Source organism: Alphaproteobacteria bacterium, from assembly GCA_016699305.1.
Taxonomy (GTDB): Bacteria; Pseudomonadota; Alphaproteobacteria.
Genome location: CP064970.1, coordinates 883,674 through 909,394, shown reverse-complemented (window position 1 = coordinate 909,394; position 25,721 = coordinate 883,674). Strand labels below are relative to the sequence as shown.

Below are 25,721 nucleotides of genomic sequence, written 5' to 3'. Positions count from 1 at the left end.
CCTCACACCCATCCCATCGCCATCTGTCCGCGTCCCAGCCGAGAGCTGATTTGATAGACGCGCACCAAGACGCTGGCTTGCGCGGCTCCGAAATCGGCGGTTTGTTGGGCGGTGGTATAGGTTTGGCTGGGGGTGGTCAGGGAGGAAAAGACGCGCATGACATTGCCACCGTTCATGATTTCCAGATCGTACAGCTCTTGCGGTTCGTCAAGCGGCACATCCACGCCGTCCATCCAGCCAAAGGATAATCGGGCGCGGCGTTTCCAGGTGAGGGCGATATCCGCGCCGACGCCCGCGCGTGTGCCGCGCAGATGCACGGGGGCGCGGGGGATCAACATGTCCATCTTCGGCACCAATGAGACGGTGGGCGGGGTTTCGATATCTTGTCCGATGCTGACGCCGCGCCAATAGAGACTGCGGCCCCGATCATTCAGGGTCAGGGGCAGAAAGCTCAAACTGGAATCCAACATCACGAACCGCTCGCCCGGCACATGGAAGCTGGATGCGGATTCCGTGCCCAGCCTTCCGCGCAATAGGCCCGAGAGGGTGTAACAGCCGGGTCCGGAGAGAGTCGCGGTTTGGAACTGGATGATCTCATCGCCCAATAAGCCTGTGTTCGCTCCTGCCAGCCATGCATCCGGCGTGCAGCTGGTCAGCTCGCCGCGCGTCATTTGTACCTGCACGCTGCCCACGGAATCCGGATAGACGCAATCGGCGCGTGGGCTGGGGGGTAGGGCGGAAACGCTCCATCCCATGCGGGAAGCTTGCGACACGGGCAAGGCTTGATCCCAATCCAAGCTATCATCCGAGCGCATCAGCACCGCGCCGGGCCATGCGCTGTCGGTGCCGGTCGCGGCGACGTACAACCCCGCTTGATCGTCGCCATCGCGCAAGGCGGGTAGGTCCAAAAGCTCCAAACGGGTTGCGGGCGCGGCCAAGAGAGGGCGTTGTGGAACGGGGCCGGATTCGGCCAGAGCCTGACTAGACAAGGCGGCGGCCACTGGCACGGCCTGTGCCTCCATCACACCCTCGCCGCAGGTCAGCGACACCAGGCGCAGCGTTCGCCCTTCCACCGTCACCACGTCGCCCGGGTCCAGAGCCAGCCATTTCCAACCGAGGGCAAGACGCAGCTTCTCGCGCTCGGCCCATAGGCCGAACAGGCGGGTCTCGGCCACGCGCTTGGCGTCCGATCCTTGGCAAACCAAAGGAAGGCTTAGCTTCAACGTGCCATGCGCCAGCCCCGCCAAACGCCGCGCGCGCTGGCTGCCGGTCAGATAATCGCGGCTTGGGTCGCGGTGATCGACGATCACTTCGGCGGGCAGATCCAGCTCTTGGGCGCGCATCGTGCTGATGGCAGGCGGCACCGCGCGACCTTCGGATGCCGCGCGCAAGTCTTGGGACGGAATATCCGCATCCGGCAGATCATGGCGGCGCACCGCCTTTAACCGGCCTTGGCTTTCGATCAGATCGAAGGGACGGTACAAACGCAAAGGCTCCAGCGCGTCGCGCGCGGTCATGGGTTCGTCCAGCACATAGCCCGCGACGCGATCATCCGCCAAAGCGGTCAAATCATGGTCGCTGGGCGCGTATCCCGCGCGCGTCAACACATCACCGACGACAAATTCCAGGCTTTGGCCGGAAGGATAAGTTTCCACCAGTCCCAAACGCTCGATGCCATGGGTGGAGGCGTTGATCTCCAGGCTCAGCAAACGCCGCCCATCCACGGGATAGGCCACCAGATACGCTTGCGGCGTCAGCCATCCCGTCACTAGGATGGGAGATTGCAGAATAACAAAGCCGCTTGCCGTCAGTCCGATCTCGGACAGGCTGGCCTGTTCGTCGCTGGCGAAGGCGTGCAGGCCGATCAGGCGACCGCGCATATATTGAAAGCTGTTAAAGCTGGCTACGCCGCCCACGCCCAGATGGGTCAAGCTCAGCGTGACGGCCACGCCATCGGCTGTCACGTTGAATCCCGCCAGGTCCACGCTGTTGCCATAGCCGCGCACCAGAATAGCCTGATCGTCGTCAGGGAGCAGAAGATAGATATTCCCGGGGCTTCCGGACAGCCCAGACAACACAGGCTGTTCGGAGCCGACCGATAACGCGCCGTTGCCCCAGCGCAAGACGCGCTGGGTGATGGTGGAAGGGCCAAGCTCGGCATTGCCCGCCAGAGCCACAAGACCGCCCGGAACGGTGATGAATTGCGCCCAGTCGCACGGCCAGCGCAAGGCGCTGCCGCCCCAGACGTTGAAGAATCCCAAAGACACGACATTCATGCCCGCCCGCGCATAGACCCGCGCGCCGCGCAGGCCTGCGTCGCTGTCGCCGATGACGGCGTGTTGATCGTCCAACCACCCGATTTGAGGGATCAAAAGCTGGGGCATGGTCTGAGTCAGCACAGGGCCGAAGCTTCGCGTCGTTTTATCGTAGATGGCCAGGCACAGACTGCGATTGGCGTCATTGTGTTGACGCGCCAGCAGGACATAGCGTCCATCGCGCGCTTCGCTCCAGCTTTGGCGCACGATGCCCGATGAAACGGTGACGCTGGCCGATATCGTGCGGGCAATTTCGACGGGCGCATCGCCCGTCAGATCGTATTCGACCACGACAAAGCTATGGTCGTTGCCGGTGGAATCGGTGCCCATGATCGCCACGCGGTCCAAGATAGATCCGCGCTGAGCCACGGGTAAAGGCGGACAGGCCACCACGGCGGCGGTGGTGTCGGGGGTGGCGTATAATGAAGGAGCTAGGCTGCCGGTCATTTGGGGCGCCAATACGCCCGGATCGGCGCTGACCTCGACGCTGAAACTGGGCAGGCGATTGCCGAAACTGCCCAGGTTCAAATCGGTTAGAACAATGCTGCACACTCCGCGATAGGCCGGCACGTTTCCTGCGCCTTCGACACCCTCCATCGTAGGATCGGGCGGCTGGGCGGCGTTGCCGTCATAGATGGCCGCGCTGGCCAGCATCCCGCTTTTCCACGCGCCGTCATACACGACCTTGCCATCGGCCCAGACGGTCTCGACGCGCGCGCCCTGCCCCAGACACACGGCCAGCGCCACGCTGACGCTGTAACGCGCCTGACGCACCGATACGCCGCCGCCGCCTTTGCCGCCTTGTCTTTGCGTCGTCAAAGTCTCGCGCAAAGGACCGGCCCATATCAACTGCGCGGGTAAGCGCATGCGGCCATAGACGATGGGCAGCCCCGCGCCATAACGGGAATCGTGCAAAGGCAGATGGTCCAAACGCGGCCCGCGCAAAGGCGCGCGCGGCATCACCATATCGTCCAGCATCGAGCCGACGGCGCGGCCCGCCGCTCCCAATAAGGGCCCGGCCACCGCGCCGCCCAGGCCCGGCAATCCCGCGCCCAGAGCCGCGCCCGCCGCCGATAGAATGATGGATGCCATCAGAGCCTCCCTTTATTTGTTGTAAATTCAATGTGATACACGAAAGGATAGGGATGATTGCCTTTGCCGGTCGGGATGTGCAACAGTGCGCCGCCGATGGGCATCGACTTTTCTGCCGAAGGAGAGAGACCTAATGTTTGATACGCAGACCGAACACGTGCGCGAGGCGCGCACGCCGTCATATGGGACGCCCGTTATCGGTCGCGTCCCTTTTTTTTGTTCAAATGGTGCCTTGCCGACAATGCAGCATGCGAAGGCGTTTAGGCAGCAGGTTCATGAGGGTATGTTTCTAGAGAATAGGGACTCAATCCTTCAATATGTTCGTAAGAATCTAGATAACCTTGCGTCAGGGAGGCTAAAAAGGGGCGACTTGTGTCTCTTTGAAATCGCGCTAGAGACTTGGCACCAGGGCCTTCCCACGGGTCTTCCCAAGCCTGCGGCTAAGCGCCCCGAACAAGATGAATATGTGGAGGGAGTGCCCTTATCCGCCTTGATCGCTCGTCATCATCCTTCGACGGAAATAATAGGCAATCCTTTGCGCGAATCTGATCGAGGACTCTTTTTTATCTCGCGGTCTCTTGTCGCGGCGACCGTCATCTCAAGGAGAACAAGAAAGGGCATGACCCTTTCCAAACCCCGGTCACCACAACGTCTCTCGGACACTACGTTTGACAACAAAGACCAAGAAAACCAGTTTATTCGTGCATGCTTGGAGGATGCGAAGCGGTTGATAAAGGCAGAGCCTAGGCTGCTCGGTCCCAACACTGCGCAAATATATGCGGGTATCCGGAGCCGAATTGCGCGGAAACGTCCATCCGCCGCAAAAGGACTGGATCTCAATTAAACCGCCACACGCCGGTTAAACGTCGTTGCCATACCTCGGTCAGGGCGGTCTCTACCACCTGTCCTGCCGGGGCATAGGCGTGGATCATGCGGCCCGCATCCGTGGCCAGGGCCAGGTGACGGGCATCGCGGCCAAAGCGAAAGAGCAAGATATCGCCCGGAAGCGGCGTGTCCGCGACTTCACGCAGGCCATGCTTGCATAGGCTCTCTCGCAGCGGCGCCTCGGGCGGCAAAAGCGGGTAATCGGTTTGATCGATGATCTCCATGGCGCAAGAACGCGCGGCATGGACGATCAGCCCCGCACAATCCAGCCCCGCGCCGGGACAGCGGCCTTGATGGTGAAAGGGCGTGCCCAGGCAGGCGCGGGCGGCGCGGATCAGCGTGTCCGGATCAGGCCGAGGCATCGGGATAAGCCAGCAAGCGGTCCAGCCCCGGCAGATGGGGAAAGCCGCCAAAGTTGGACACATTGTTGAACTTTGCCTGGCAGCTGGCCAAGCGGCGGTCGCATCCGGCGGTGACGCTGTAAGTGTCGCCGGCAGAAATATCATGCGGCATGGCCAGCCATAGGGAAAATTGGCCGCCTGCGGCAAAGTCCTTCACCTCGGCGGCCAAACCCGCATTCGCGCCGCCGGTGAAAGTGAGGCGGCCATAGGCGAAATGCCCTGCCGCTTCGGCGCGGGCGGCATCTGTAAACTGGGCGCGGTCGGTGACGGTGACTGCGGTCACGCTGCCCGTGACGGTCCATCCCGTTGGGGACACACGGCATCCCGCATCGCCCAGGCTGTGGCGGCATTCGGGTAACAGCCACGCACCGATGGGTTGCTGCAACCGGTCATGCAGACCGCGCATCTCGGCATGATAGGAATCACCGTCATGGACGATCTGGCCGATCCAACCGCGCCGCATCACGATGCGTCCGGCGGCGGAGTCGGCCCAATTGATCAAGGCCATCTCAATCTGCGCCCCGTCATAGCGTCCGGCGCGTATGTCCTCTTCGGTCAGGGCGGCGTCATCGAAAATGCCCAGGATTTCCTGGGTTCCGGTGGCAAGGTCCGCGCGATCCTCCAAGGGACCGGGGCGAAAACCCGGCGCGGCGCGATAGGTGAGGCCTTCGACCGTCACATCGCGCTCAAAACTGGTCAGGCCCAGCACCACGCCATCCGCGCGGGTGATTGTGGCGATCCAGGCCAGGGTCAGCACATCGCCGCCCAGATGCGCGGCCAAAGCGGGGGGAAGAGTCTTCATCGGTCACACCCGTATTTCGATCAAGGGGATTTCAGCCGAGGCCAAGCGCAAATCGTCGGCGCGGATATTCAGTTGGTCGGTATCGAAGCGGCAAGGCACGTCAAATTCGAATCCGGCGGTCACGGCCACCCCTGCGCCTGGCGCGGCGGCGAAAGTGACAAGGCCGGTGGCGTTATCCACCGTCCAGCCCGAGGCTTGCGCCGCGCCGCCCAGGCCGATCCACACGCGCCCGGCCACGGGCTTTCGAATATCGCGGTCATGGATCACGCCGCCGCTGGCATAGCGTTTGCGCAATTGGAATATCTTGGTCGCGCCGCTGCCGGTGCCGATATTCTGGTCCGAGAAGGCCGGGGATGAAACGCCGTCGGCGGCACTGGTCCAATCCGTCCAATCGCGCAGACGAAAGCCGCGCGCGCGTCCGGCCCGCGCGTGAAAGAACGCCAGCAAGGCGGCGATATCGGCAGGACGATGCAGACCGGTGCGCGCATCGAAACGGCGGCGCGCTTGGCTCCAATCTTGCAGGCGCTGTTCGGCGCCGTTGTCTAAGGTGACGATCCGCGTGGAAAAACTTGGGCCGCCATGCGCGCCGAATCCTACCCGCAGAGGCAGCAAAATGTCATCAAACGGCATGAACGCTCTCCCTTTTCCGTCAAGACGATGTCAAAAGCCGGTAACGCGCCTGGGCGTGATAGGTCAGCCCGTCTTCTTCAAGATCGGTGGCGGCATCGACGAACAGGGCCAAGGCAAAGCTTTGACCCGCGACCGTCAATGGCGCGTTATGCAGCGCGCCATACATCGCCGCCAACATGTCTTTGATCTCGCGCTGGCCGCGATAGCGCGACCAGGCATGCAAGGTGATCTCTTGGGCCATGCCGTCCCCGCCCAGATCGTCCATGCGGCGCGAACGCGCCCCGCCCAGCGATAGGAAGGGAAAAACCGGCCCGGCCGGCACATGGTCGTAAAGTCGCGGCGGATCGCCGATGCGGGCCTTTAAGGCCGCGCTGGCCATCAGGACGGCCATCAGCGCGTCCTGCACGGCGGTGTGCGGGTCGTTCATCGAGGATGTTCCCTTTTTTGTGAATGCGTTATAAGAAGAAGGTCCCAAGGATGGGTGGCCGAGCGGTTGAAGGCACCGGTCTTGAAAACCGGCGTGGCAGAGATGTCACCGTGGGTTCGAATCCCACCCCATCCGCCAGATTGAAGATTGAGCGCATTATTTGCCTTGGCCGATGGTGCTGGGGTTCAGGAAAGAGTCTACGACTCAGCGACAGCGTGAGCGGCGGGTGATGGATGCCCGCCGGAGCCTGCCCTCGCGAAGGCGGGAGTCCATCTCCTGCCCTGGCCGAAGGCGCGGGGGTTCAGAAAAGAATCTGCGATTCAGAATCGGCGTAAACGGCGTGTGCAAAAATAATATGCGGCTTTACAATTTATAAAGCGCCTATGCGAAGGGCGGGCCGTTGCCGACCCGCCCTTCAACGATCCTCCGCAAGAGGAATAGACTAGGCCGAGCGCACGGTGCCCAAGAAGCCGTTGACCACTTGACGCAAGGCGTCGGCTTGGCTGGAGAGGGCGCCTGCGGAATGCAGAACCTCGGTAGCCGAGCTGCCGGTTTCGGTGGCGGCCTGGGTCACGCCGCCGATATTGCGGCTAACCTCGCCCGCGCTTTGCGAGGCTTGCTGCACGTTGCGCGAGATTTCCTGCGTCGCCGCGCCTTGCTCTTCGACGGCCGAGGCGATGGCGGTGGATATCTCGTTGACCCGGCGGATGGTGGTGGTGATGGTGCCGATGGCTTCCACGGCCAGTTTGGTCTGGGCCTGCACGCCGCTGATCTGGCGGGTGATTTCCTGGGTCGCGTTGCCGGTTTGGTTGGCCAGGTTCTTCACCTCGTTGGCGACGACGGCAAAGCCTTTGCCTGCTTCGCCCGCGCGCGCCGCCTCGATGGTGGCGTTCAGGGCCAGCAGGTTCACTTGGCTGGCAATCTCTTCGATCAGCTTGACCACATCGCCGATCTTTTCGGCGGCCGAGCTGAGTTCTTGCATCGTGATATTGGTCTTGTCGGCGTCCTCGACTCCGCTGCGGGCGATGCGCGCGGCTTCGTCCACCTGGCGGCTGATTTCTCCGATCGAGGCGTTCAGCTCTTCCGCCGCCGAGGCCACCGATTCCACATTATGGGCGGCCTGGTCGGAAGAGGCGGATACCGCCCCCGCCTGACGGCTGGTCTGCTCGGACACGGCCGACATGGATTGCGCCGTGCTTTGCATCTTGGTGGCGGCGCTGGTCACCTGCTCTACCACGCCTTTGACGCTGGCCTCAAAGTCGTCGGCCATCTTGAGCATGGCGGTCTTGCGTTCGGCAGCGGCGCGTTTCTTGGCCTCTTCCTGCTCGGCCACCAGGCGGCGGTTTTCCAAAGCGGCGGCCTTGAATTTATCCAGCGCCGAGGCCAAATCGCCCACCTCGTCCTTTTGCCCAAGGCCCGGGACGACCGTGTTCAAATCGCCATCGGCCACCTTGGTCATGGCGGTCACCATCCGGCCCAAGGGACGGCTGACCCCGGCGACGGCAATCAACAGGCCCAGGCCAAGACCCAGCACCACGCCGATGCCCGTCAGGGTCCACATCTGCCGCTTAGCTTCTTCAATAATACGGTCCAAGGTCTTGCTGCCTTCTGTCGATCGCTTCTGGTTACGCTCTTCAACTTCGCGCAGATTCTTTTGGATCGTCGCAATCAGCGGCGATCCATCAAAAGCCGCTTTCCCGGCTTCGTCGAACTTCTTCTGGCGGGATAGATCGAGAACGGTCTTGTGTACGACTTTATACTTGGCCAAAGCCTCGTCGGCGGCTGCCAGATTTTTTTTGCCATCCTCTGTCAGCAGAATGGGGCGCAACGTATCGATGCGCTCTTTGTAGCGAAGCGTTTGCTCGTCGGCTTCTTTTTCAAATGCATCTCGTTGTTCGGCGCTCATATCAAGCGGCAGATATTCAACGGCGCGCGCATAGCTCAGAATATTGGCATTGCCACGCCCGGCCAAGAAGGTGCGATGGCTGGATTCAGCAATGACCATGGATTCCGCGCCCATTTTTTCCATCAATTGAATGCTAAGGGCACTGATTCCAACCGTCAGAATTAGCAACACTGCGATCAATGACAGCATTTTGGGTGCGATGCGGATGTTACGAATAAAGAGCATGATGGCAGCCTCGCGCGAATGAGATTTAAGGTCAGGATAGGGAATTGGCCGATGGATTCGGCCCGTCACCGTCCGGTATGACCATCACAGATAGCGCAGTGTGATTACCGATTGCTTAACTGCTCCGTAAGATTTAAATCATATCGATCAATCATCATTGTGATTTGGCGTAATCGTCTTATCGATTCCTCGCGCCATGGCGCAGCAGGTCCAAGAATCCGGCAGCGGTCTGGCCCCAAGACGGGGCGGCACTTTCCTGGATCAGGGTGCGCCCGGCCATCCGCGCCGCACTGCCGATGAATCGCTCGCCGATATCCGAGGCGATATCGGCGGCCTCTTCCCCTTCCCAGAGATGACGAAATCCGCTTTCAAGGCTGGATTCGGCGCTGGTGGCGAAGGAAGTCATCAACCGCGCATTCCCGCCGCGCGTTGAGAGCGACGAGGCGGAAGATGCAGGCCGAGTGCGCGATTCCAACCCGTCCAGGCGGCGTGAGAGAGCGGCCAGGGATTCTTCGATACGCGACAAACGCGCCTGAAGACGGTCTTGCGCGCTGCGTTTGGGTGTGATGCGGATGAACGATGACAGTGCCATGACCTAGACTGCGCCTCCTTCTTCGACCAAAAGCTCCGTCAGACGGTCGCGGCCAGTGCGATCCATGACGGCGCGGATGTTGAACGCGCGTCCGCGCCAGACCACGCGCATCGCCGCGTCGATATCGGTGCGGGCGCGCAGAAGCATGCGGTGCGTGACGGTGCTTTCAAGCGCGGCGGCCTGCAGCCTTTCGCGTCCGGTCAGGGCCTCCACCGCGCCCCAGACGGTGGCCAGATCGGTCCAAGCGAGGGCATAGCCGCCGCCCGTATCGGGCACGCCGGATTCGCGCTGCAACGTCACGCGCTGGCGCAAACGGCCAATCAAGGGCGATGCGGCGGTCATAGGCGTTGGATCCGATAGGGGGCGTAAAGGGCTTCGGCCAAAGGCGGCAAAGCGGCCAGGCTGGCCAATTCGCCTTGGGCGTTCAACCCGTCGCCGCGATATTCGTAAAGGGCGGCGATATGGGCCAATATGCCTTGGCGCAAAGCGGCGGGGACGGCATCGGCGCTGGTGCCGTATCCGGCGGTAAATTCCACCCGCACCCCGTGCAAGGCCCGCCCCGCAACCGGCCAAGATCGTCCCGAGCGCAATGCCACGCGGCCCGGCGTGCTGGCCGTGTCCACCATATAATCGCTTGCGATCATCGCAACGAAAAGATCGGATTCGTCATAGCTCTGCACCGATGCGACGCTTTGCAAAGGCGGTCGCGGCAAACGCAGCGGCGACCCGTCCGCCGGAAACGAGTCCCGCCACAAGGTCCAGCTTTGAGATATCAACGCGCGGCCCGTATAGGACTCGCAGGCCTCGCGCGCCACAACGATCAGCCGCGTCAACAAGGCATCGTCTTGCGCGCCATCGATGCGGCATTGCGCCTTGGCTTCGTCCAGACTCACCGGCTCGCTGGCCGGCGGAATGGTTAATACACATGACGTCATGGGCCTATCTCCTTGGGTGATAGGAAAAGAACGCGCAATGAGGCAAACGCCTCTTGCAAGAATTGTTTCATATTCGGGCCGGTGTTAGCCTCGCGCCATTCCATGAACAGAGGGAATGGAGGAAACCACCCATGAACGACACACCCACCACCGACATCGCCACGCAGCCGCAACAAGACGCACCCGATATGTATATGCATGTCATCACGGGACCGTCCGACAAGATGGGCCGTCTTTTTCGCAGGCTTTTGCAGGCCGGGTTCGATATGTGCCGTCCCCAGGAGGCACGGGTTTATGTCGCGCAAGCCGATGGGATCGTCTATTGGGCGACGAACAAGCCCAGTGCCTCGGAAATTGCCGATCAGGCCACAGACGCATGGGCCCGTGCTGCCGGCCAGAATGTGAGTAAAGCCGTCACCACCGCCGGCATCGATGCTGTCTCTATCAACAATAAGTTCCCCCGCCTTGCCGGGAAGGATTGGTCACGGGTACTTGCCGCAGTCGTGCCCGAAGGCGCAGCTAAGCCTCCAGAGGCAAACCCCGCACAGGTGACACTGCGGACTTACATTTGCGTCTAAGCCCGTCAAATCTCCGTGTCGCCAGGGCATGAATAAGCCCAGCGGCACGGAATCTCTTCACAAGAAAGCTGGCTTAATGTCATCACACCACCCACACCAAGAAAGAGGCTCTATCATGACCACATACCCTTCAAACATCACCGTTCCAGCATCCGCGCGTCAGAGGTTCCTGGATAATGCGGCCGATACAAAACCTTATCTTTCAGAACTTAGAGAAGAAGAAAATCTCAATAATATTCCAGTAATAAAGTTCACCTGCGCCTATGTTCATCTGTTCGCTGGCGATTCGCGTCAAGGCCATGCCGTGCAACCGGTCTTGGATGTCTTGAACCAAGCCAGCCGAGAAATTCCTTTTCAAGAGGGGGCGGATCCGACCACAAGTGTCTTGGTGCGCCAAGAACCTGCCGGGAACCAGTGGCATATCTATGCCGTCAGCAACTCACCGCAAGCGTATGGATCTCTTGTAAGATGGATCGATAAAGAAGGCGTCTGCCCCGATCGGAGCGAAACGGAAACGATGCTTACTGCCATGCTCGATACATCCTCGGCTAGGCCGGCTCTGAAATCTTGTGAGCCCGCATCTAATAGATGGACGGATATCGGTGAGCTGCCGACGGGACTAGCCGGATTACTGAGTTGTTTGAAACCTTTGGCACGCAGCCGTCAAGAAGCTGAGGAAAAATGGGCTTTGCGCCCCGCGAGAGCGCCTTATGTGCTCTACGTTACCAAGCATGAAATGACCTGATAACCGAGGAGAAGGGCCCTTTCCGCCGTGCGTATGGGGGAGACTTCGGCGCGGCGGAAAGGGTTTCGGGCAAGGATTACAAGGGGCGGCGATGCGGCGACCCGCGCAGAATGTCGGCGCCATAAACAGCGCCGGTCGTCGCGCCCGTCACCGTCATCACCACGCGCAGATAACGCCGTTCACCGACATAGCCCACGCGCTGCACGCTGGCCGCACCCGCGCCGCTGGTGATGGCCGTAAAACTGCCCAGCAAATCGCTGGCCGTGACGGCGGCATAACTGACGCCATCCACGGAATGCTCCAGGCTGGGCGTATGCGTGCCATCGGTGCATGTGCCGACCGATACCAGCACCATGGCGCTGTCATATCCTTGTAAATCGGCGGCGGTGCCGGTGGCCGTGGCCGTGCGCGCGGCAGGGGTTAGACTCTGGATAACGTCCAGGGAAGTTTTCATGTCTTTGACGGTCATGGGTATGTCCTTTTCTTGTGTGGGAGTCGTGCTGGGGGTCAGGAAAGGGTCTGCGGTTCAGTGACAGCGTAGGCGACAGGTGATGGATGCCCGCCTGCGCGGACATGACTAAAACGAGAGTGTGATGCTTAAATGAGCGCGGCATGATTTGTCGTGAGTCTTGCTCTCATCATGAGTCACCCCCGCGAAGGCGGGGGTCCATCACCTGTCCTGGCCGATGGTGCTGGGGTCGCTTTACGTCGAGAACTTCATCAATTTGATGGCTTCGAAATTCACCACGTCGCCGCCCACGCGCTTGCGGCAGCGGAACTTGACGAAAGGCGCGGCGGTAAAGGGATCACGAAGCACGCTGATGCCGCTGCGGTCCACGATGGTGTAGCCTTGGGCGAAGTTGCCAAAGGCCAAAGACAGGCTGTTTGTGGCAAGGGTTGGCATATCCTCGGCCAGATGAAAGGGATAGCCCAACAAGGTGGGCGGCACACCAGCCTGCAGCGCGGGTTGCCACAGATAGCTATTTTGCTGATCCTTCATCTTACGGATTTTCTCGGCCACCGAACGCGGGGCCAGCCACGCGGCCTTGGGCAGATATCCGGCCTTCAGTTTATGCATCAGCTCGATCAATTTATCGGCGGGGGCCGAGGCGGCAAAGTCGCCGTTCACGCCGGTCGTCACATGCTCCAAGGTTCCCCAAGCGCGGGTTGAGTCGCCGGTGGCGGCGGTCGCGTAATTGGTAATACCGCGCGGCTGGGTCACGCCGTCGCCGCCGATAAAGGCGGCGTTCTCGCGCCGGGCGAAGCGGTCGGCGATCTTGGCGACCAGCCAGTCTTCGACCTGGATCGCGGCGTCGTCCAACAGCTTTTGTGTCGCTTTGGGCTGGGCGTGCAGCTCATAGGCCGGAATGCGGATGCGGGCCAGGCTGGGCTGATTGGTGTCGGCGCGCGTGGCCAATTCCGAAACCCACAAAGCTTCGGCCTCGTCCGTGTCGCGCAGCATCTCGACCGCCTCGGCATTCACGGTCATCACCGTGGCCAATTGGCGCATGGGTGTGGTGTCGAACTGGCGACTGACGACACGCTCGGCCAATTCCGGCGGGGCCAGATAACCGCCATCGGCATCGCTGTTCACCGACATGGCCTTGGATTGCCATTGCGCCAGATCGGCTTCGTTGCCCTTGGTCAGATAGGATAGGAAGGCCTGCTTATGCGCGTCTTCTTGCGCCGAAGTCAGGCGCGCTTTCGTCGCGCCGCCCGGACGCCGCGCTGCCACGCCCATATGGGTGATCAGGCTTTGCAAGCGTTCGATCTCGTGGTCGAGGCGCGCGACTTTTTCATCGGTCAACACATCGCCGCCGCCGCGCCGCTCTAAGGCGGCCAGGCGCGTGTCGTTGGCCTGCTTGAATTGCTCGAACGCGCCGGCCAAGGCTTCGCTGGCCACGCGGATTTCCATGAGTTCCGTCATAGGATTCTCCTGTTGAGTGTGGGGAAGTAAAAAGAAAGACCGTCAGGACAGCAGACGCGTTCGCGCCTGATGCAGCTTGTCGGCCCAGTCGGTAAGGCCGTGGGGCATGCCGTCTTTCACATCGCTGACGCGCGCGGCGTCATTGGCGGGGAAGGTGACCAGGGAAATTTCGAACAGCTCCACATCGGTCAAGACGCGCACGCGCCGCGTCGAATCCAACCGGCTGGTCACCACGCGATAGCCGATGGACAGGCCCGTGACGGCCTTCAGCTTCAGCAATTCATAGGCTTCGCGCCCGCAGGATGCGCCAAGGGCCAATTGGCCGATCGCCAACAATCCTTGGCGATCCTCGCGAAGATCTGTCCATACGCCCACGGGAGCGGCGGGGTCGTGCATCCATAGCATCGGTGGCATGCGTCCCGACCCGCGCCAGGCAGACAGGCTGCGACGGAACGCGCCGGGCGAGACTTGCTCGTCCTGGGCATCCACCAGATCAAAGACGCTGGCATAGCCGGTCACACGGCCATCCTCGGTCAGGGATTTCATGTCAAAGGCGCAGGCGCGCCGGGCATGCGGCATGGTCGGAAAGTTCCTTTCTTGGTTAACAGATGCCGAACGAGAGGTGGGATGAAACTATTTCTATTCTTGATATTGAAAACATATATTGATATGATACAGGAACGTATGCAGAGAACCGTTAAATAAGGAGAACTGCGATGAGACTACGAAGCGCGATTCAGGGATTATTCTTGCTTTATGCGACATCCGCGGGTGCGCAAACGTCTGGTGATACCCAAGAATCTCTTGAGTCCAAGGCCCAGGAAGCCGAGACAGAATTAAATGTAATGGCAGAAGGATATGGCCTTCGGTCTGATCATCCGAAAAAGGGTGATCCCGAAAAATATCGTGAATGCCAGGCCAGTAATACTGTGATAGAAATAGAAGACGTGCTTCTTATGGGGGCTGGTAACAAAGAATACAAAAACTGCGGGGACCAAGACTATACTGAAAAATCTATGGCCAAAAAGGTCAAGGAAAACGTGCAATATATAAACACGATACTTCTTGCAGGTACCAAACAACATTCTAATAGCAAACAGATCAAAGCAACCGGAGAAAAAATCCGCAAAGCTCTTGGTAAGGATACTTCTAGAGATAATGGTTGTAGTAATAATCCTGATCCTCTTACAGTTAAATCACGGCAATGCGGGGGTGGAATAATAACCCCGCAATTCAAATAGCCTCAGCCTCCATACGTCCGGGCCGATTTCGCCGCCGCCCGGGACGGCGGCATGCGTCCCGTCTTGCTCCAGGCGGCCAGGCTGCGACGGAACGCGCCGGGCGAGACTTGCTCGTCCTGGGCATCCACCAGATCAAAGACGCTGGCATAGCCGGTCACACGGCCATCCTCGGTCAGGGATTTCATGTCAAAGGCGCAAGCGCGCCGGGCATGCGGCATGGTCGGAAAGTTCCTTTCTTGGTTTAGAAAGCAGGCAGCAGAATCCAGATACAACCCCGTACTTTAAATAGCCTCAGTCTCCATATGGCCTGGTCCGATTTCGTCGCCGCCCGGGACGGGGGCATAGCCCAAAGCAGCGCGTTTTTCGTTCAGCGTCAGAAAATCGGCCTCGTTCAGCTTGGACCATAGGGCATCGCGCCGCTCCGATAACGCGCTGATGGCGTCGATATCGATATCCAAGCGCAAATCGCCAGGCCGCGCGAACATAGGAAGCAACCAGGCGTTCAAAGCCGCCGCCAATTGCGTGGCCAGGGGGATCACGGTTTCCTCATACATGGCCAGACGCGCTTGCGCCATATTCGCGTAGGTTTGCGAGTCGCTGACTCCCACCAATTGCTCGGGCACGCCAAAGGCCAGGGCGATATCACGCGCCGCGGCGTCGCGTCCTTGCAGCCAATCCATGTCTTTGGGGGATAGGCTCATCTCGTGCCATTCCAACCCGCCTTCCAGCACCAAAGGCCGTCCGGCGTTGCGGGCGGATTGGTAGTGTTCGTCCAGTTCCTCTTTCAGGCGGCGGAATTGTTCGTCGCTCAGCGCAGACGGCCCCGCCTTGGGCGCATAGACCAACGCGCCCGAAGGCCGCGCGCTTTGGTTCAGCAGGGCCTGGTTCCAGGCTCCCGCCGCGTTGTGTTGATCGATGGACAGCAAGGCCGCCTCGGCAGGGGCCATGCCGTACCAGTCGTCCAAGGGATTAAAGGATTTCCAGTGCAAAATGGGGCTAGAACCGCTTAGTGGATCGCACGGCCAACGGACCGCGCGGCCTTCCACGCTGTATTCATAGCCTTGGGGCAGTCCCGCGCCGCCCGGGATCACCTTCATCCGGTCGGGCCGCAGGCTATACAGCTCACGCGGGGGAGAGCGGTCGTCCGGGCGCACCGCTTCGATATAGACGTTTCCCGAAAGCTGCCATGTGGCATAGACCTGCTCAAAAAAGGATACCCCGCCTTGCAACGGATTGGGACGCTGCAGCAAGGCCAGCACCGGATGCTCGGTCCATTCGCGTCCCGTTCGGTCATAGAGCAACCAAGGAATGGTGGCGGCGGCCTGGGCCACGCGCGTCACGCAACGCCAAGCCACCACGTTTTTGCGAAAGCCTTCCTCGGCCAGAGAGTCATAGCGCCGCGGCGTCCAGCGTGGCCGTCCGGAACTGCTATAGGCGACCAAGGGGCCGCTGACGCTGGCCTTGCCCTGTGTGTCGGGTTCCCGATCAGGCATGCGCATCCCGTGCAGCCACGGAGTGATGAGGGTGTTCCAGATGCTCATGCGTGTCTCCTGTTGGTCATACCAATCATGCGATTATCCCAATCGGATGCGCGGAGGGCTGTGCAGGTCGTCTTGCATCAACTCGGTGACCGCCCAGACCAAGGCATCGACTCGATCGGGTGAGCGGTGTTTGCCTCCTGCCAATCCCTGATGGGTAAAGCGGCACATTTGATCCTCCAGCGCGTCCAGCCCGCCGCCGCTCCAATGCTGCATGCGGCCCTGTTCGTATAGGGCCGCCACGGGCAGGGCACGGGCGACTTTGCCGCGCAAGGCGCGCAGTGCCTTGAAAGGCAGATGCGGCTCGACCATGCGCAAGACGCGCTCGACCAACGCGCCGCCTTCATTGACTTCGGCCACCACCAGATGCGCGGACCATTCGTGAAATAAACCCACGGCCATGCGCGCCCAAGCATCGGGCGAGTAATGCCCCGAACCGTCGGCCAGAACGGTGATCCGTCCTTGCGTGTCGCGTCCGGCGGCGATGATGCCTGTTTCGTCGCCATCACTGCCACCCGCGCCCATGGCCGGATCAATGGCGATCACCACGCGCGCCAGCGGGGGAGGGGTCGGAATGCGGCACCGGTCGCATTGCTCATGCGTCCATAAAGCGCCTTGCACGTCTTGCAACAGATCGGCATGCAGCTCTTGCCGTCCCAGACGTGTGCCTTCATAGCGTTCGCGCAATTGGGCCAGCGCCGCCGGGGCCAGATGCCGGGCGTTGTCATAGGTGGTCCCGCGCGTCACGCGCACATCCCGCCCCTCCCTTTCGGTCAATTGGACGACCAACGGCACCGGCTTTGGCGTCGTGGTGACGATAAGGCGCGGATCGATCCCCAGGCGCAGGCCGAACAGCACTTGATCGAGGGTTTCGGGGGCGGGCCAGGCGGCCAGCTCGTCCGCCCAGGCGCGATGATGCTGCGGACCGCGCAAACGCTCGGGCCGGTCGGCGGAAAACAACTTAAAGCGACTGCCATTGACCAGCACCAATTCGCCCAGACTGCGGTTCCAAGCCCGCACGCAAAGAGGCGGGATGACGCTGAGCAAACCGCTATCGCCCTCCACGCAAGTATCTCGCGCATCGGCGTAAGTGGGGGCGACCACGGCCAAACGCGCGCCTTCGTGCCATAGGGCGTAATGGGCTGCGTCTTCAGCCCCCGTTCGTGTCTTGCCCCAGCCGCGACCGGCCAGGATCAGCCATATCCGCCAATCCCCCTCGGGCGTCAGCTGTTCGGGCCGCGCCGTCTTGATCCACCGCATCCGGGCGCGCGCCGCCGCCACGTTTATGGGAGGCAAGCTGCTCCAAAAGTCGATAGGCTTCTTGTCCGGCTTGCTCACGCTGCGTTGCATCCGTCTCGTTCATGCTTGTTTCATCCTCATTCATGGCGGCTGGACGTCCCCAGCCGCGCTCTAATAACGCCCGCGCCGCCGCCACCCGTATGCGCGGATCGTCCTCGTCGTGCAAAATCTCGGCCAAAGCCGCGATGGCCTTGGCGGTATGCGCACGGGCCAGAGTGGTGACATGTTCGGATTCTGCGGTTTTTGGTTTGGGCTTGCGCGGAGGAGGAGGGCAGCTATCGGATGGTTCAGTCATAGAAAGTACCTCACGCTTATCCCTATGCCCGCGATCAAGGCTTGGCGTTCTATGCGCTGACTTCCCTCTTTTTACGGGGGGGCTATCACCTGTTCTGGCCGAAGGCGCTGGGGTTCAGAAAAGAGTCTGCAATTTAGTGCCAGCGTTGATGGCGAGTGATGGATGCCGTATGCGCGAGCATGACTAAGTTGAGAGGGTAGCTTTCATATGAATACGGCAAGCTTTGTCGTGCGCATCCCTCTCCCCATGAGTCACTCCCGCGAAGGCGGGAGTCCATCACCTGCCCTGGCCGAAGACGCTGGGGTTCAGGAAAAAGTCTAGCTTTATCCTGGACAGTGGAAGCCGATCTATGCTCAGAGGCACCGCCGCACAGCCTTCGCCCCCGTCCATTGTCAAATACCCGATCATGCCACCCAAGTCAAGAACAAAATAAGAACATCTATGGATACAGCCTCTGTGCACGCGCCTCGAATGCGGTGACGATGCGCGCCACGGCAGGGTCGAACACCATGCCCAGAGCGCGGCGCAGCAGGGGGGAGGCCATGTCGATATCCAGTTCCATCCCCAGGCGACAGCCGGACGCGCCATCGGGCGTCGGCGCGGGTTCGAAGCTCCAGGCGTTGTGTAGGTGAGAGAGCGGCCCGCCGCCGTAACGCACTTGGATGCGCGCGGGGCGTTCCAGATGCACCAGGGATGTAAATGTCTCACGCCAGATGCGGTGGCCGACCACCAAATCCGCCACCAGCTCATCCCCCTGGCGTGATCGCACCCGGGCGGCCAGGCACCAGGGCAGGAACTTGGGATAAGATTCCACATCGGCCACCAGATCGAACAATTGTTCGGGCGTCCAGGGCAGGATGCGGCTTTCACGATGCGCGGGCATAGGGGCCTTGATACACCTTGACGGCGGCGGGGAAAAGAGAGGAGTCTGCCTGTCATGCTCCATTACGCCTTGCGCCGTCTGCTGCTCATCATCCCCACATTGTTCGGGATCATGATCGTCAATTTCCTGATCGCCCAGGCCGCGCCGGGCGGTCCGGTGGATCGCATGATCGCGCGGTTCCAGGGCACGGCGGCCGAGGCCACGGGACGCTTCGCGGGAGAAGGCGGCGATATCGTGCGCGCGGGACCGCGCGGCGGTCCGGCGGGGGAGGGGGGAACGGCCAGCGCCTATCGCGGCGCGCGCGGCATGGACCCGGCCTTGATCAAGGAATTGGAGCAGATGTTCGGCTTTGACAAGCCCTTGCCCGAACGCTTTGCCCGCATGATGCTGGCCTATGCCAGCTTCGATCTGGGACGCAGCTATTACCGCGACACGCGCGTGGTGGATTTGATTGCTCAAAAATTGCCGGTGTCGATCTCGCTGGGGTTATGGACGACGTTCCTGGTCTATCTGGTCTCGATCCCCCTAGGGATACGCAAGGCGGTGCGTCACGGCTCGGCCTTCGACGTGTGGACCAGCGCCGCCATCATCATCGGCTATGCCATCCCGGCCTTTTTGTTTGCCATCTTGTTGGTGGTGCTGTTCGCGGGCGGACGATATTGGGATTGGTTTCCCCTGCGCGGCCTGGTGTCGGAGAATTGGGGCGATATGCCTTGGCCCCAGCGTATCTTGGACTATCTGTGGCATATCGCCTTGCCGGTCCTGGCATTGGTCATCGGCGGCTTTGCCAGCCTATGCATGCTGACCAAGAACGCCTTTCTTGAAGAAATCCATAAGCAATATGTGACCACCGCGCGCGCCAAAGGCCTGTCCGAAAAGCGCGTCTTGTGGGGCCATGTGTTTCGCAACGCCATGATCGTGGTGATCGCGGGATTCCCGCATGCGTTCTTGGGAGTTCTGTTCACCGGCTCGGTGTTGATCGAGGTGATCTTTTCCCTAGACGGGCTGGGCCTTCTGGGCTTTGAATCCGCCATCAACCGCGATTACCCGGTGGTGTTCGGCACGCTGTATGTCTTTACCTTGTTGGGCCTGGCCATGAATCTGCTGGGCGATTTGGCCTGCATGCTCACCGATCCTCGGTTGGATTTCGAATCACGGGGCGCTTGAAGTCTCTTCGAAGAAAAGGGCCGCCCTAAATTTAGGACGGCCCCGTCACCCTATCAAACGGATACATGCTGATCCGCATGCCGAGTGCTTTTCAGTTTACCATCAGCCGATGTCATATGTCTGAATGGGTGCTGTCGGAGCCTTTGCACTCCTTTGGGGCCCGCTTCTTGCTATGGCCCGCTCTTTCTTTTCTGCCGCCAGTGATTTCATCCATTCTTGTCTTAGATCCATCCCTTGAATCAGCGCGACTATCTTTTGATGTCTCCGCCTCTTCCTGCCCGTTCCTAGAAATTGATCTCGTTCTGACTGCTCAAGCGCTTCCCTCATGCTATGCTCAATGGACCATGCATTGATCCCATAATCCGCAGTGCTCATGCCACATCTCCCTCATGGTTTGGGTTGATTTTTTTGTTTGTCTTTGCCGGATAGAGCCGAGGATACGGGCCGCCCTAAATTTCAGGACGGCCCGCTTTTTTCTGCCCTAGGTTCGTGCCTGTATACTTGGCTTAGCTACCATTGCCAGGCGCTGGTGGGGTCGAGGGTTTTTCTGATGAGCCAGCAGGGCGCGAGGGGGACGCATTTTTGGATACATCCCGAACGTGGATCAAACTTTTCGGGATACCCTGATCTACCAGATGGTTGCGCATGGTAACGATGCTTGCATCATCGCCAAAAATGTCGATGGGCTGGCTCCCACCTTTCGTCATGTCACTTTCCGCGGCAACGGCTGCCATTGCTTTGAGGGCATAGGCCATTGTCCCTGTGCGTCGATCATTGGCGGCAGGGTAATGGCTGTCTTGATGCAGGACCATCGCTTGTCTTCCCTCATCGTCGGTCCATTGCTCTACCAATACGAGTTCGTCCCTGCGGCGATTGTCGGGGATCAGCGTGACATGAATGCTCGTGTCATGAGGGGTCGGTGCCGCACTGTTTGAACTGTACAGAGTTTCCATCGGATTCTTTAGCTTATGGTGCACCTGATGAACGGTTCCGCTGTCGTCAGTATAGGAATATTTGAACGGCTCGGATTCTAATGCGCGCTGCCATGTCCGGATGGCATTGGCATGTCCGGCCCAGATTCCGGGCTTATTTTCAGTCCATGGCTGCACAAGGCAGTATCCTGGCACTTGTTCTATGTAGGCAGGGACACCCTCAATGAGGCTACCTTTCAGCGCGAACTCCGCCATAGCAATGCCGGTGAGGCGAGTGGGAGATTCTGGCAAAATTTCCTGTGGATTTGGGGGATTCTCCACCGTTTGGTCAGGGGCGGCCTTCATCGCCTCGGCCGCGTGCGCTTCCGCGATAATCTTTTTTTGTGGCCTGTTACCCTCGGGAAGAAGATGATCAGGCAGCATGTCTGGTTCAATGCCAATAAGGCCTTCTGCAATATGAACTTGAGCGACTCGTGCATCGTCCCATGTGTTGGTGTCTTCAGCCATGTCTTGTCTCCGTGTGGTTGGTTGTTGAGGAGTGGTAACAGATGGTCGCAATCCACAGAATTGTTTCGAATTCCGTCACTTCCTCCTCCTGCTGATGAGGTGCCGTTGGCGCGTCCCAACAGGATGAGATGGTGAAGGAATTATTAACATGTGAAAAAGCTAGGCCGGGCCGCTACCGAAAGCAAGCCGGATTAGTTTCATGGTGTGTGGATAAAATTGTATGTTATATCAATGCGTTAAAATTTTTTCAGGATGCAGCGATTCGTCGCTAAGCCATAAATTCGAATCGCTGACGGGAAGAGAAACAGAAGGGATAAGTTCCGGACGATTAATCGTCTCGCGGCGCGGGCTTTGTTCGATGCGCCGGATAAAATCACGCAAGATGATGCGGTACAATTCGTCCTTTAGACCCTGATCTTCGATCCCCGCATCCAGATTCGGATTGTCGTTGATCTCCATCACGAACAGGCCGTTGTCGTTCTCCTTGATGTCCACGCCATACAGACCGTCACCGATAAGGCCGGCGGCTTTGATGGCCAAGTCCAGCACGTCGCGCGGCGTTTCCTCGACCAGCAAGGTGCGATGCGCGCCCTGCTGGGGACGTGCGCCGATGCTGCTGTGGCGCACGGCCTTCCAGTGGTTTTTGGCCATCATGTATTGGCAGGCCACGATGGGTTCGTTATTCACGATCACCACGCGCCAATCGAAGGCCGTGAACATGTATTCTTGGGCCAAGATCACGTCCGACTCCTCGAACAGGGCCTCAGCGGTGGCCTCCAGCTCGTCGCGGTTATGGACCTTATAGATGCCGCGTGAGAACGAACCATCCGGGATCTTGAACACGATCGGGAAATCCACCTGTTGCGGCACCAAGGCCAGACGGCTTTTATCGATGATCAAGGTGCGCGGCGCGGGCAGACCATTGGCCTTGAGCAATTCGGCCAGATAGACCTTGTTCGTGCATTTAAGAATGGAATTGGGATCGTCCATCACCGGCAGGCCTTCTTTCTCGGCCTTTTTGGCGAAGCGATAGGTGTGATGATCCAGCGCGGTGGTCTCGCGGATGAACAGAGCGTCGAATTCGGTCAGGCGCAGATAGTCCTTGGCCTCGATCATCTCGACTTCCATGCCCAGCCCTTCGCCCGCGCGGACGAATTTTTGCAAGGCTCGCGCGTTGGACGGCGCCATGGCCTCGCGCGGATTGTGCAAAATGGCCATGCTATAGGTGTTGCCACGCTTGACCACCGGTTCACGCCATCCAGTGCGGGTGTAGGCTTCCAAAGCCTTCTCGAAATCGGCTTCCTGCTCGGGCTGCAGATCGTCCAGATCCATGGTCTGGATCGAGGCGATGCTCCAATCGTCCTTCAGGCGCATTTGCACCTTTAGCATGGGGCAGCGAAACAGGTCGAATGTCTTGCGGGCCAGATCGCGAAACCGGCGGTCATCCGTATAGCCAAAGAAGATATACAAAGAAAAGGACGTTTCCGGACGCTGGGTCAGGCGGCGCATGCGTCGGCGCAGCAATTCGTCCAGCTCGGGCAAGGCAAAGCGATAGATGCTCTTTTGGCTAAGGTCCAAGATGGTCTTGACGCTGGGGATGATCTTATCGCCGCGCGCCTCGGCCAGCAGCGAGGAATAATAGCCATAGCCCAGATAGGTATAACTGCGCGACAGGTTGATCACCCGTTGCGCCCTCGCGCGATAGGCGTCGGGGCGCGTGATGTAGTCGCGCGTCGTCACGGCCTGCAAGTTGTTCTTGGCCCATTTAAAATCGGCGCGCCGATCAACGATCAATAGATGCGTGGCCATGCGATAACACTCCTCTACGGCGAGGTCTGAGAAACGGGCGAGGCGGACGACGTGTCGTCCAGGAGGTTCTTGCGATGGCGCAGCGCCGGGGCGCCGTCTTCGTAAAAGCCGGGGATGGTGGCGATGGGCTGATAGCCTTCTTGCCGGTAAAGAGCCAAGGCCGATCCGTTATCGGGTCGCACCTCAAGCCGCATCCAATGGCAACCGTGCCGCCGCGCGCTGGACTCGGCCGCGCCCAACAGGCGGCGTCCGATGCCACGACCACGATAGGCGGGATCGACGGCCAAGGAATTCAGCCACGCGATGCGACTATTCGTGCGTTCGAAAACCAAGGCATAGCCCGCCACATGGCCGTCCATCGTCTCGACCAAACAGGTCGCATGGGCATGCGTCAGCGCGTGATGAAAGCTGCGGCGCGATAGGGCGTCACTGTCAAAACAAGCTTGTTCAATGTTGAAGAGTCGGTCCAGATCGTCCAGCCGGGCGGCGCGGATCAAGAGGCCGCCGCTGCCGTCCAGCCCTGGAGGTTGGTCAGGTTCCGGCGGCGGCTCACTTCCCCCGTGCCGGACGGGAGAGGATAAAGCGGGAGAGATGACATTCAATGAAGGCATTGTGAGCCGTGGGGCCTTTCGATCACGGGCGGTACATGATGGGGATCATTGTAAAGCAATCCATCCCTCGCACAAGCGCGATCATGGGGATGGTCTGGTTAATATTCCTTCAATATTCCCTTAAGTTGCCTTCGCCACGTCGCGCTTTTGCGCTTCTAATAGGATGTCGCGGGCGATGGGCGCGGCGGCCTTGGAGCCGCCGCCGCCATGCTCGACCACCACGGCGCAGGCATAGCGCGGGGCGTGGATGGGGGCAAAGCCGATGAACAGGGCGTGGTCGCGCTCACGCCAGGGGCGTTGTTCGTTGGGGATGACGCCGGTGGCGCGTTCCTCGCGCGAAATGCGCCGAACCTGCGATGTGCCGGTCTTTCCCGCCATCTCGTATCCGGCCTCGGTGATCCGCGCGCCATAGGCGGTGCCGCCGGCTTGGGTCACGGCCTCCATGCCTTTGACGACCAGCGCCAGATGATCGGGGTTAATACCCAAAGATTTCGCGGCGGGCGGCGGTTCTGGGGTATCCCCCACTTTGCGTATCAGGCGCGGCACAACTTCCAAGCCGCCGCCAGCGATGCGGGCTGCGACCGTGGCCAGCTGCAAGGGCGTGGTGGTAATATAGCCCTGACCGATGGCGGCCACCAGATTTTCGCCGCCCGTCCAAGGCGCGTTCAGGCGCGCGCGTTTCCATGCCTGGTTGGGGATCAATCCGCCGCGTTCATGCGGCAGGTCCAGCCCCAATTTGTTGCCAAGCCCCAGGCGCACGGCCATGGCATGAATGCGGTCGATGCCGATGCGTCGTCCCAGATCGTAAAAATACACGTCGCAGGATTGATAGATGCCGCCCAACATGGTCAAGCGGCCATGACCTTCCTTTTTCCAGCAATGGAAGCGGTGATTGCCATAATCCGTATGACCAGGGCATGAGACGGCATGATCCGCGTCCACCAACCCGCTTTCGAGGGCGGCCAGGGCCACCACGACCTTGAAGGTGGAGCCGGGCGCGTATAAGCCCGAGACTGCCTTGTTGGTCAAGGGCGCGCGTTCGTCCTCGTTCAAGGACTTCCATACGGTCGAGGGGATGCCTTGGGCGAACATATTGGGGTCAAAGCCCGGGCACGAAGCCAAAGCCAGCACGTCGCCATTGGTGACATCCATCACCACGGCGCTGGCGCTGGGATGCTCGGCCAGACGATGATGCGCGAATTCCTGCAGTCCCGCATGCAAGGTCAGGGTCAACGGCGCGCCGATGCGGCCTTCTTGCCGCCCCAGTTCGCGCATCACCCGCCCACGCGCGTTCATTTCCAATTGCACGAAACCGGCGCGGCCGCGTAGCACGGAATCTTTTTGTTTTTCCATGCCGTTCTTGCCGATCTTATACCCTGGCAGCAGCAAGACGGGATCTTTGCGCGTGGGTTCAAGGTCGCGGTCGGTCACCGCGCCGACATGGCCGATCACATGCGCCGCCGCCTCGCCCAAGGGGTAATAGCGCACCTCGCCTTTTTCGATGCTGACCCCTGGTATATCCGGGGTGTTCAGCTCCAACGCGGCCACTTGTTCCCAAGGCAGGTTCTCGCGCACCAGAACGGGATTGAAGGGACGGGCCGAACGCAGATCATGCTCGATGCGTTTGCGGTCTTCGGCGGTCAGGGCCAGCAGGCGGGTCAGGCGGTCCAAAAGTCCTGGGACATCGCCCGCCGCGCCCTCGGCCACCATCACCGCCCGGTAATTGCCCTGATTGCCCGCAAACGGCGTCCCCATCCGGTCCAGGATCAACCCGCGCGGCGGCGGCAGTAGGCGCAGATTGATGCGGTTCTCTTCCGCCAGGGTGCGGTAATGCTCGCCATTCAGGATTTGCAATTGATACAAGCGCCCCGTCAAAAGGCCAACGATTCCCAGCTCCAGACCGCCTAAAAGAAAGGCGCGGCGGGTCATGATACGCAGGCGTTCGCGGTCGGACATGGGCCTTCTATCATCAGCAGGTT

27 protein-coding genes and 1 tRNA gene are annotated in these 25,721 nt (G+C 60.2%); 6 read left to right on the top strand and 22 right to left on the bottom strand.

Translation table 11 applies throughout. The features are described from left to right. Positions 1 to 2: 2 nt before the first annotated feature. Positions 3 to 3,407: a phage tail protein gene (locus tag IPI58_04250; protein QQR69863.1), complete on the bottom strand. Its 3,405-nt coding sequence runs from the start codon at positions 3,405 to 3,407 to the stop codon at positions 3 to 5. Positions 3,408 to 3,540: 133 nt separating this feature from the next. Here IPI58_04250 and IPI58_04245 point away from each other — a divergent pair, with 133 nt between their 5' ends. Beyond that, complete coding sequence (locus IPI58_04245) at positions 3,541 to 4,251, top strand: hypothetical protein (GenBank protein ID QQR69862.1); 711 nt, start codon at positions 3,541 to 3,543, stop codon at positions 4,249 to 4,251. Here IPI58_04245 and IPI58_04240 read toward each other — a convergent pair. Genes IPI58_04240 through IPI58_04225 form a run of 4 tightly spaced genes read right to left on the bottom strand, consistent with a single transcriptional unit; the run spans position 4,244 to position 6,552 of the window. Then, the gene (locus IPI58_04240; protein ID QQR69861.1) at positions 4,244 to 4,654 is read right to left on the bottom strand and encodes a C40 family peptidase; all 411 of its coding nucleotides are present in this window, start codon (positions 4,652 to 4,654) and stop codon (positions 4,244 to 4,246) included. The two genes, IPI58_04245 and IPI58_04240, sit on opposite strands and share 8 nt — an antisense overlap. Beyond that, positions 4,641 to 5,495, bottom strand: a complete 855-nt coding sequence (locus IPI58_04235) for a DUF2163 domain-containing protein (protein QQR69860.1) — start codon at positions 5,493 to 5,495, stop codon at positions 4,641 to 4,643. The genes IPI58_04240 and IPI58_04235 overlap by 14 nt, the downstream gene beginning before the upstream one ends. A gap of 3 nt (positions 5,496 to 5,498) precedes the next feature. Then, positions 5,499 to 6,125 carry a DUF2460 domain-containing protein gene (locus IPI58_04230; protein ID QQR69859.1) on the bottom strand — a complete coding sequence of 209 codons (627 nt, stop codon included), beginning with the start codon at positions 6,123 to 6,125 and terminating at the stop codon, positions 5,499 to 5,501. A 19-nt stretch (positions 6,126 to 6,144) separates the two neighbouring features. Next, on the bottom strand, positions 6,145 to 6,552 hold the full coding sequence (locus tag IPI58_04225) for a DUF3168 domain-containing protein (GenBank protein QQR69858.1): 408 nt from the start codon (positions 6,550 to 6,552) through the stop codon (positions 6,145 to 6,147). A 48-nt stretch (positions 6,553 to 6,600) separates the two neighbouring features. Between IPI58_04225 and IPI58_04220 the strand changes: the two genes are divergently transcribed. Further along, positions 6,601 to 6,690 (top strand) — tRNA-Ser (locus IPI58_04220). Positions 6,691 to 6,994: 304 nt separating this feature from the next. On the opposite strand, the gene IPI58_04215 is transcribed toward IPI58_04220, so the two are convergent. From IPI58_04215 to IPI58_04200, 4 genes are all read right to left on the bottom strand, one after another. Beyond that, entirely contained in the window at positions 6,995 to 8,683 is a 1,689-nt protein-coding gene (locus IPI58_04215) for an MCP four helix bundle domain-containing protein (protein QQR69857.1), read from the bottom strand. A 178-nt stretch (positions 8,684 to 8,861) separates the two neighbouring features. Continuing rightward, positions 8,862 to 9,275, bottom strand: coding sequence for a hypothetical protein (locus tag IPI58_04210; protein QQR69856.1), 414 nt, complete (start codon positions 9,273 to 9,275; stop codon positions 8,862 to 8,864). Between the two features lie 3 nt (positions 9,276 to 9,278). Continuing rightward, complete coding sequence (locus IPI58_04205; GenBank protein ID QQR69855.1) at positions 9,279 to 9,617, bottom strand: phage head closure protein; 339 nt, start codon at positions 9,615 to 9,617, stop codon at positions 9,279 to 9,281. Then, positions 9,614 to 10,210: a phage head-tail connector protein gene (locus IPI58_04200; GenBank protein QQR69854.1), complete on the bottom strand. Its 597-nt coding sequence runs from the start codon at positions 10,208 to 10,210 to the stop codon at positions 9,614 to 9,616. The genes IPI58_04205 and IPI58_04200 overlap by 4 nt, the downstream gene beginning before the upstream one ends. A gap of 131 nt (positions 10,211 to 10,341) precedes the next feature. On the opposite strand from IPI58_04200, the gene IPI58_04195 reads away from it, so the two are divergent. Then, positions 10,342 to 10,788, top strand: a complete 447-nt coding sequence (locus tag IPI58_04195; GenBank protein ID QQR69853.1) for a hypothetical protein — start codon at positions 10,342 to 10,344, stop codon at positions 10,786 to 10,788. Between the two features lie 115 nt (positions 10,789 to 10,903). Further along, positions 10,904 to 11,533: a hypothetical protein gene (locus tag IPI58_04190; protein QQR69852.1), complete on the top strand. Its 630-nt coding sequence runs from the start codon at positions 10,904 to 10,906 to the stop codon at positions 11,531 to 11,533. 76 nt (positions 11,534 to 11,609) lie between these two features. Here the strand turns inward: IPI58_04190 and IPI58_04185 are convergent, their stop codons facing one another. The 3 genes from IPI58_04185 to IPI58_04175 all read right to left on the bottom strand — a co-directional run bounded on the left by IPI58_04185 (position 11,610) and on the right by IPI58_04175 (position 14,039). Continuing rightward, positions 11,610 to 12,002: a hypothetical protein gene (locus IPI58_04185; GenBank protein QQR69851.1), complete on the bottom strand. Its 393-nt coding sequence runs from the start codon at positions 12,000 to 12,002 to the stop codon at positions 11,610 to 11,612. A gap of 234 nt (positions 12,003 to 12,236) precedes the next feature. After that, a complete protein-coding gene (locus IPI58_04180) occupies positions 12,237 to 13,460 on the bottom strand; it encodes a phage major capsid protein (GenBank protein QQR69850.1) in 1,224 nt (407 codons plus the stop codon). 42 nt (positions 13,461 to 13,502) lie between these two features. Next, a complete protein-coding gene (locus IPI58_04175) occupies positions 13,503 to 14,039 on the bottom strand; it encodes an HK97 family phage prohead protease (protein QQR69849.1) in 537 nt (178 codons plus the stop codon). A 137-nt stretch (positions 14,040 to 14,176) separates the two neighbouring features. On the opposite strand from IPI58_04175, the gene IPI58_04170 reads away from it, so the two are divergent. Continuing rightward, complete coding sequence (locus tag IPI58_04170) at positions 14,177 to 14,701, top strand: hypothetical protein (GenBank protein ID QQR69848.1); 525 nt, start codon at positions 14,177 to 14,179, stop codon at positions 14,699 to 14,701. Between the two features lie 2 nt (positions 14,702 to 14,703). Here the strand turns inward: IPI58_04170 and IPI58_04165 are convergent, their stop codons facing one another. From IPI58_04165 to IPI58_04145, 5 genes are all read right to left on the bottom strand, one after another. Continuing rightward, positions 14,704 to 14,919 (bottom strand): HK97 family phage prohead protease, encoded by a 216-nt coding sequence (locus IPI58_04165; protein QQR69847.1) that lies wholly within the window; start codon positions 14,917 to 14,919, stop codon positions 14,704 to 14,706. A 63-nt stretch (positions 14,920 to 14,982) separates the two neighbouring features. Further along, on the bottom strand, positions 14,983 to 16,200 hold the full coding sequence (locus IPI58_04160; protein QQR70041.1) for a phage portal protein: 1,218 nt from the start codon (positions 16,198 to 16,200) through the stop codon (positions 14,983 to 14,985). A gap of 75 nt (positions 16,201 to 16,275) precedes the next feature. Continuing rightward, positions 16,276 to 17,499 carry a DNA-packaging protein gene (locus IPI58_04155; GenBank protein ID QQR69846.1) on the bottom strand — a complete coding sequence of 408 codons (1,224 nt, stop codon included), beginning with the start codon at positions 17,497 to 17,499 and terminating at the stop codon, positions 16,276 to 16,278. Further along, on the bottom strand, positions 17,390 to 17,833 hold the full coding sequence (locus IPI58_04150; GenBank protein ID QQR69845.1) for a hypothetical protein: 444 nt from the start codon (positions 17,831 to 17,833) through the stop codon (positions 17,390 to 17,392). The genes IPI58_04155 and IPI58_04150 overlap by 110 nt, the downstream gene beginning before the upstream one ends. 439 nt (positions 17,834 to 18,272) lie before the next feature. Continuing rightward, complete coding sequence (locus IPI58_04145) at positions 18,273 to 18,716, bottom strand: type II toxin-antitoxin system RatA family toxin (protein QQR69844.1); 444 nt, start codon at positions 18,714 to 18,716, stop codon at positions 18,273 to 18,275. 54 nt (positions 18,717 to 18,770) lie between these two features. Between IPI58_04145 and IPI58_04140 the strand changes: the two genes are divergently transcribed. Continuing rightward, the gene (locus IPI58_04140) at positions 18,771 to 19,883 is read left to right on the top strand and encodes a microcin C ABC transporter permease YejB (GenBank protein ID QQR69843.1); all 1,113 of its coding nucleotides are present in this window, start codon (positions 18,771 to 18,773) and stop codon (positions 19,881 to 19,883) included. A gap of 102 nt (positions 19,884 to 19,985) precedes the next feature. On the opposite strand, the gene IPI58_04135 is transcribed toward IPI58_04140, so the two are convergent. The 5 genes from IPI58_04135 to mrdA form a co-directional block, all read right to left on the bottom strand. Next, positions 19,986 to 20,258, bottom strand: coding sequence for a hypothetical protein (locus tag IPI58_04135; GenBank protein QQR69842.1), 273 nt, complete (start codon positions 20,256 to 20,258; stop codon positions 19,986 to 19,988). Positions 20,259 to 20,389: 131 nt separating this feature from the next. Continuing rightward, entirely contained in the window at positions 20,390 to 21,322 is a 933-nt protein-coding gene (locus IPI58_04130; GenBank protein QQR69841.1) for a hypothetical protein, read from the bottom strand. A 228-nt stretch (positions 21,323 to 21,550) separates the two neighbouring features. Further along, positions 21,551 to 23,131 (bottom strand): RimK family protein, encoded by a 1,581-nt coding sequence (locus IPI58_04125; GenBank protein QQR69840.1) that lies wholly within the window; start codon positions 23,129 to 23,131, stop codon positions 21,551 to 21,553. 14 nt (positions 23,132 to 23,145) lie between these two features. Continuing rightward, positions 23,146 to 23,742, bottom strand: a complete 597-nt coding sequence (locus IPI58_04120) for a GNAT family N-acetyltransferase (GenBank protein ID QQR69839.1) — start codon at positions 23,740 to 23,742, stop codon at positions 23,146 to 23,148. A gap of 120 nt (positions 23,743 to 23,862) precedes the next feature. Then, complete coding sequence (gene mrdA, locus IPI58_04115) at positions 23,863 to 25,698, bottom strand: penicillin-binding protein 2 (GenBank protein ID QQR69838.1); 1,836 nt, start codon at positions 25,696 to 25,698, stop codon at positions 23,863 to 23,865. Positions 25,699 to 25,721: the final 23 nt, after the last annotated feature.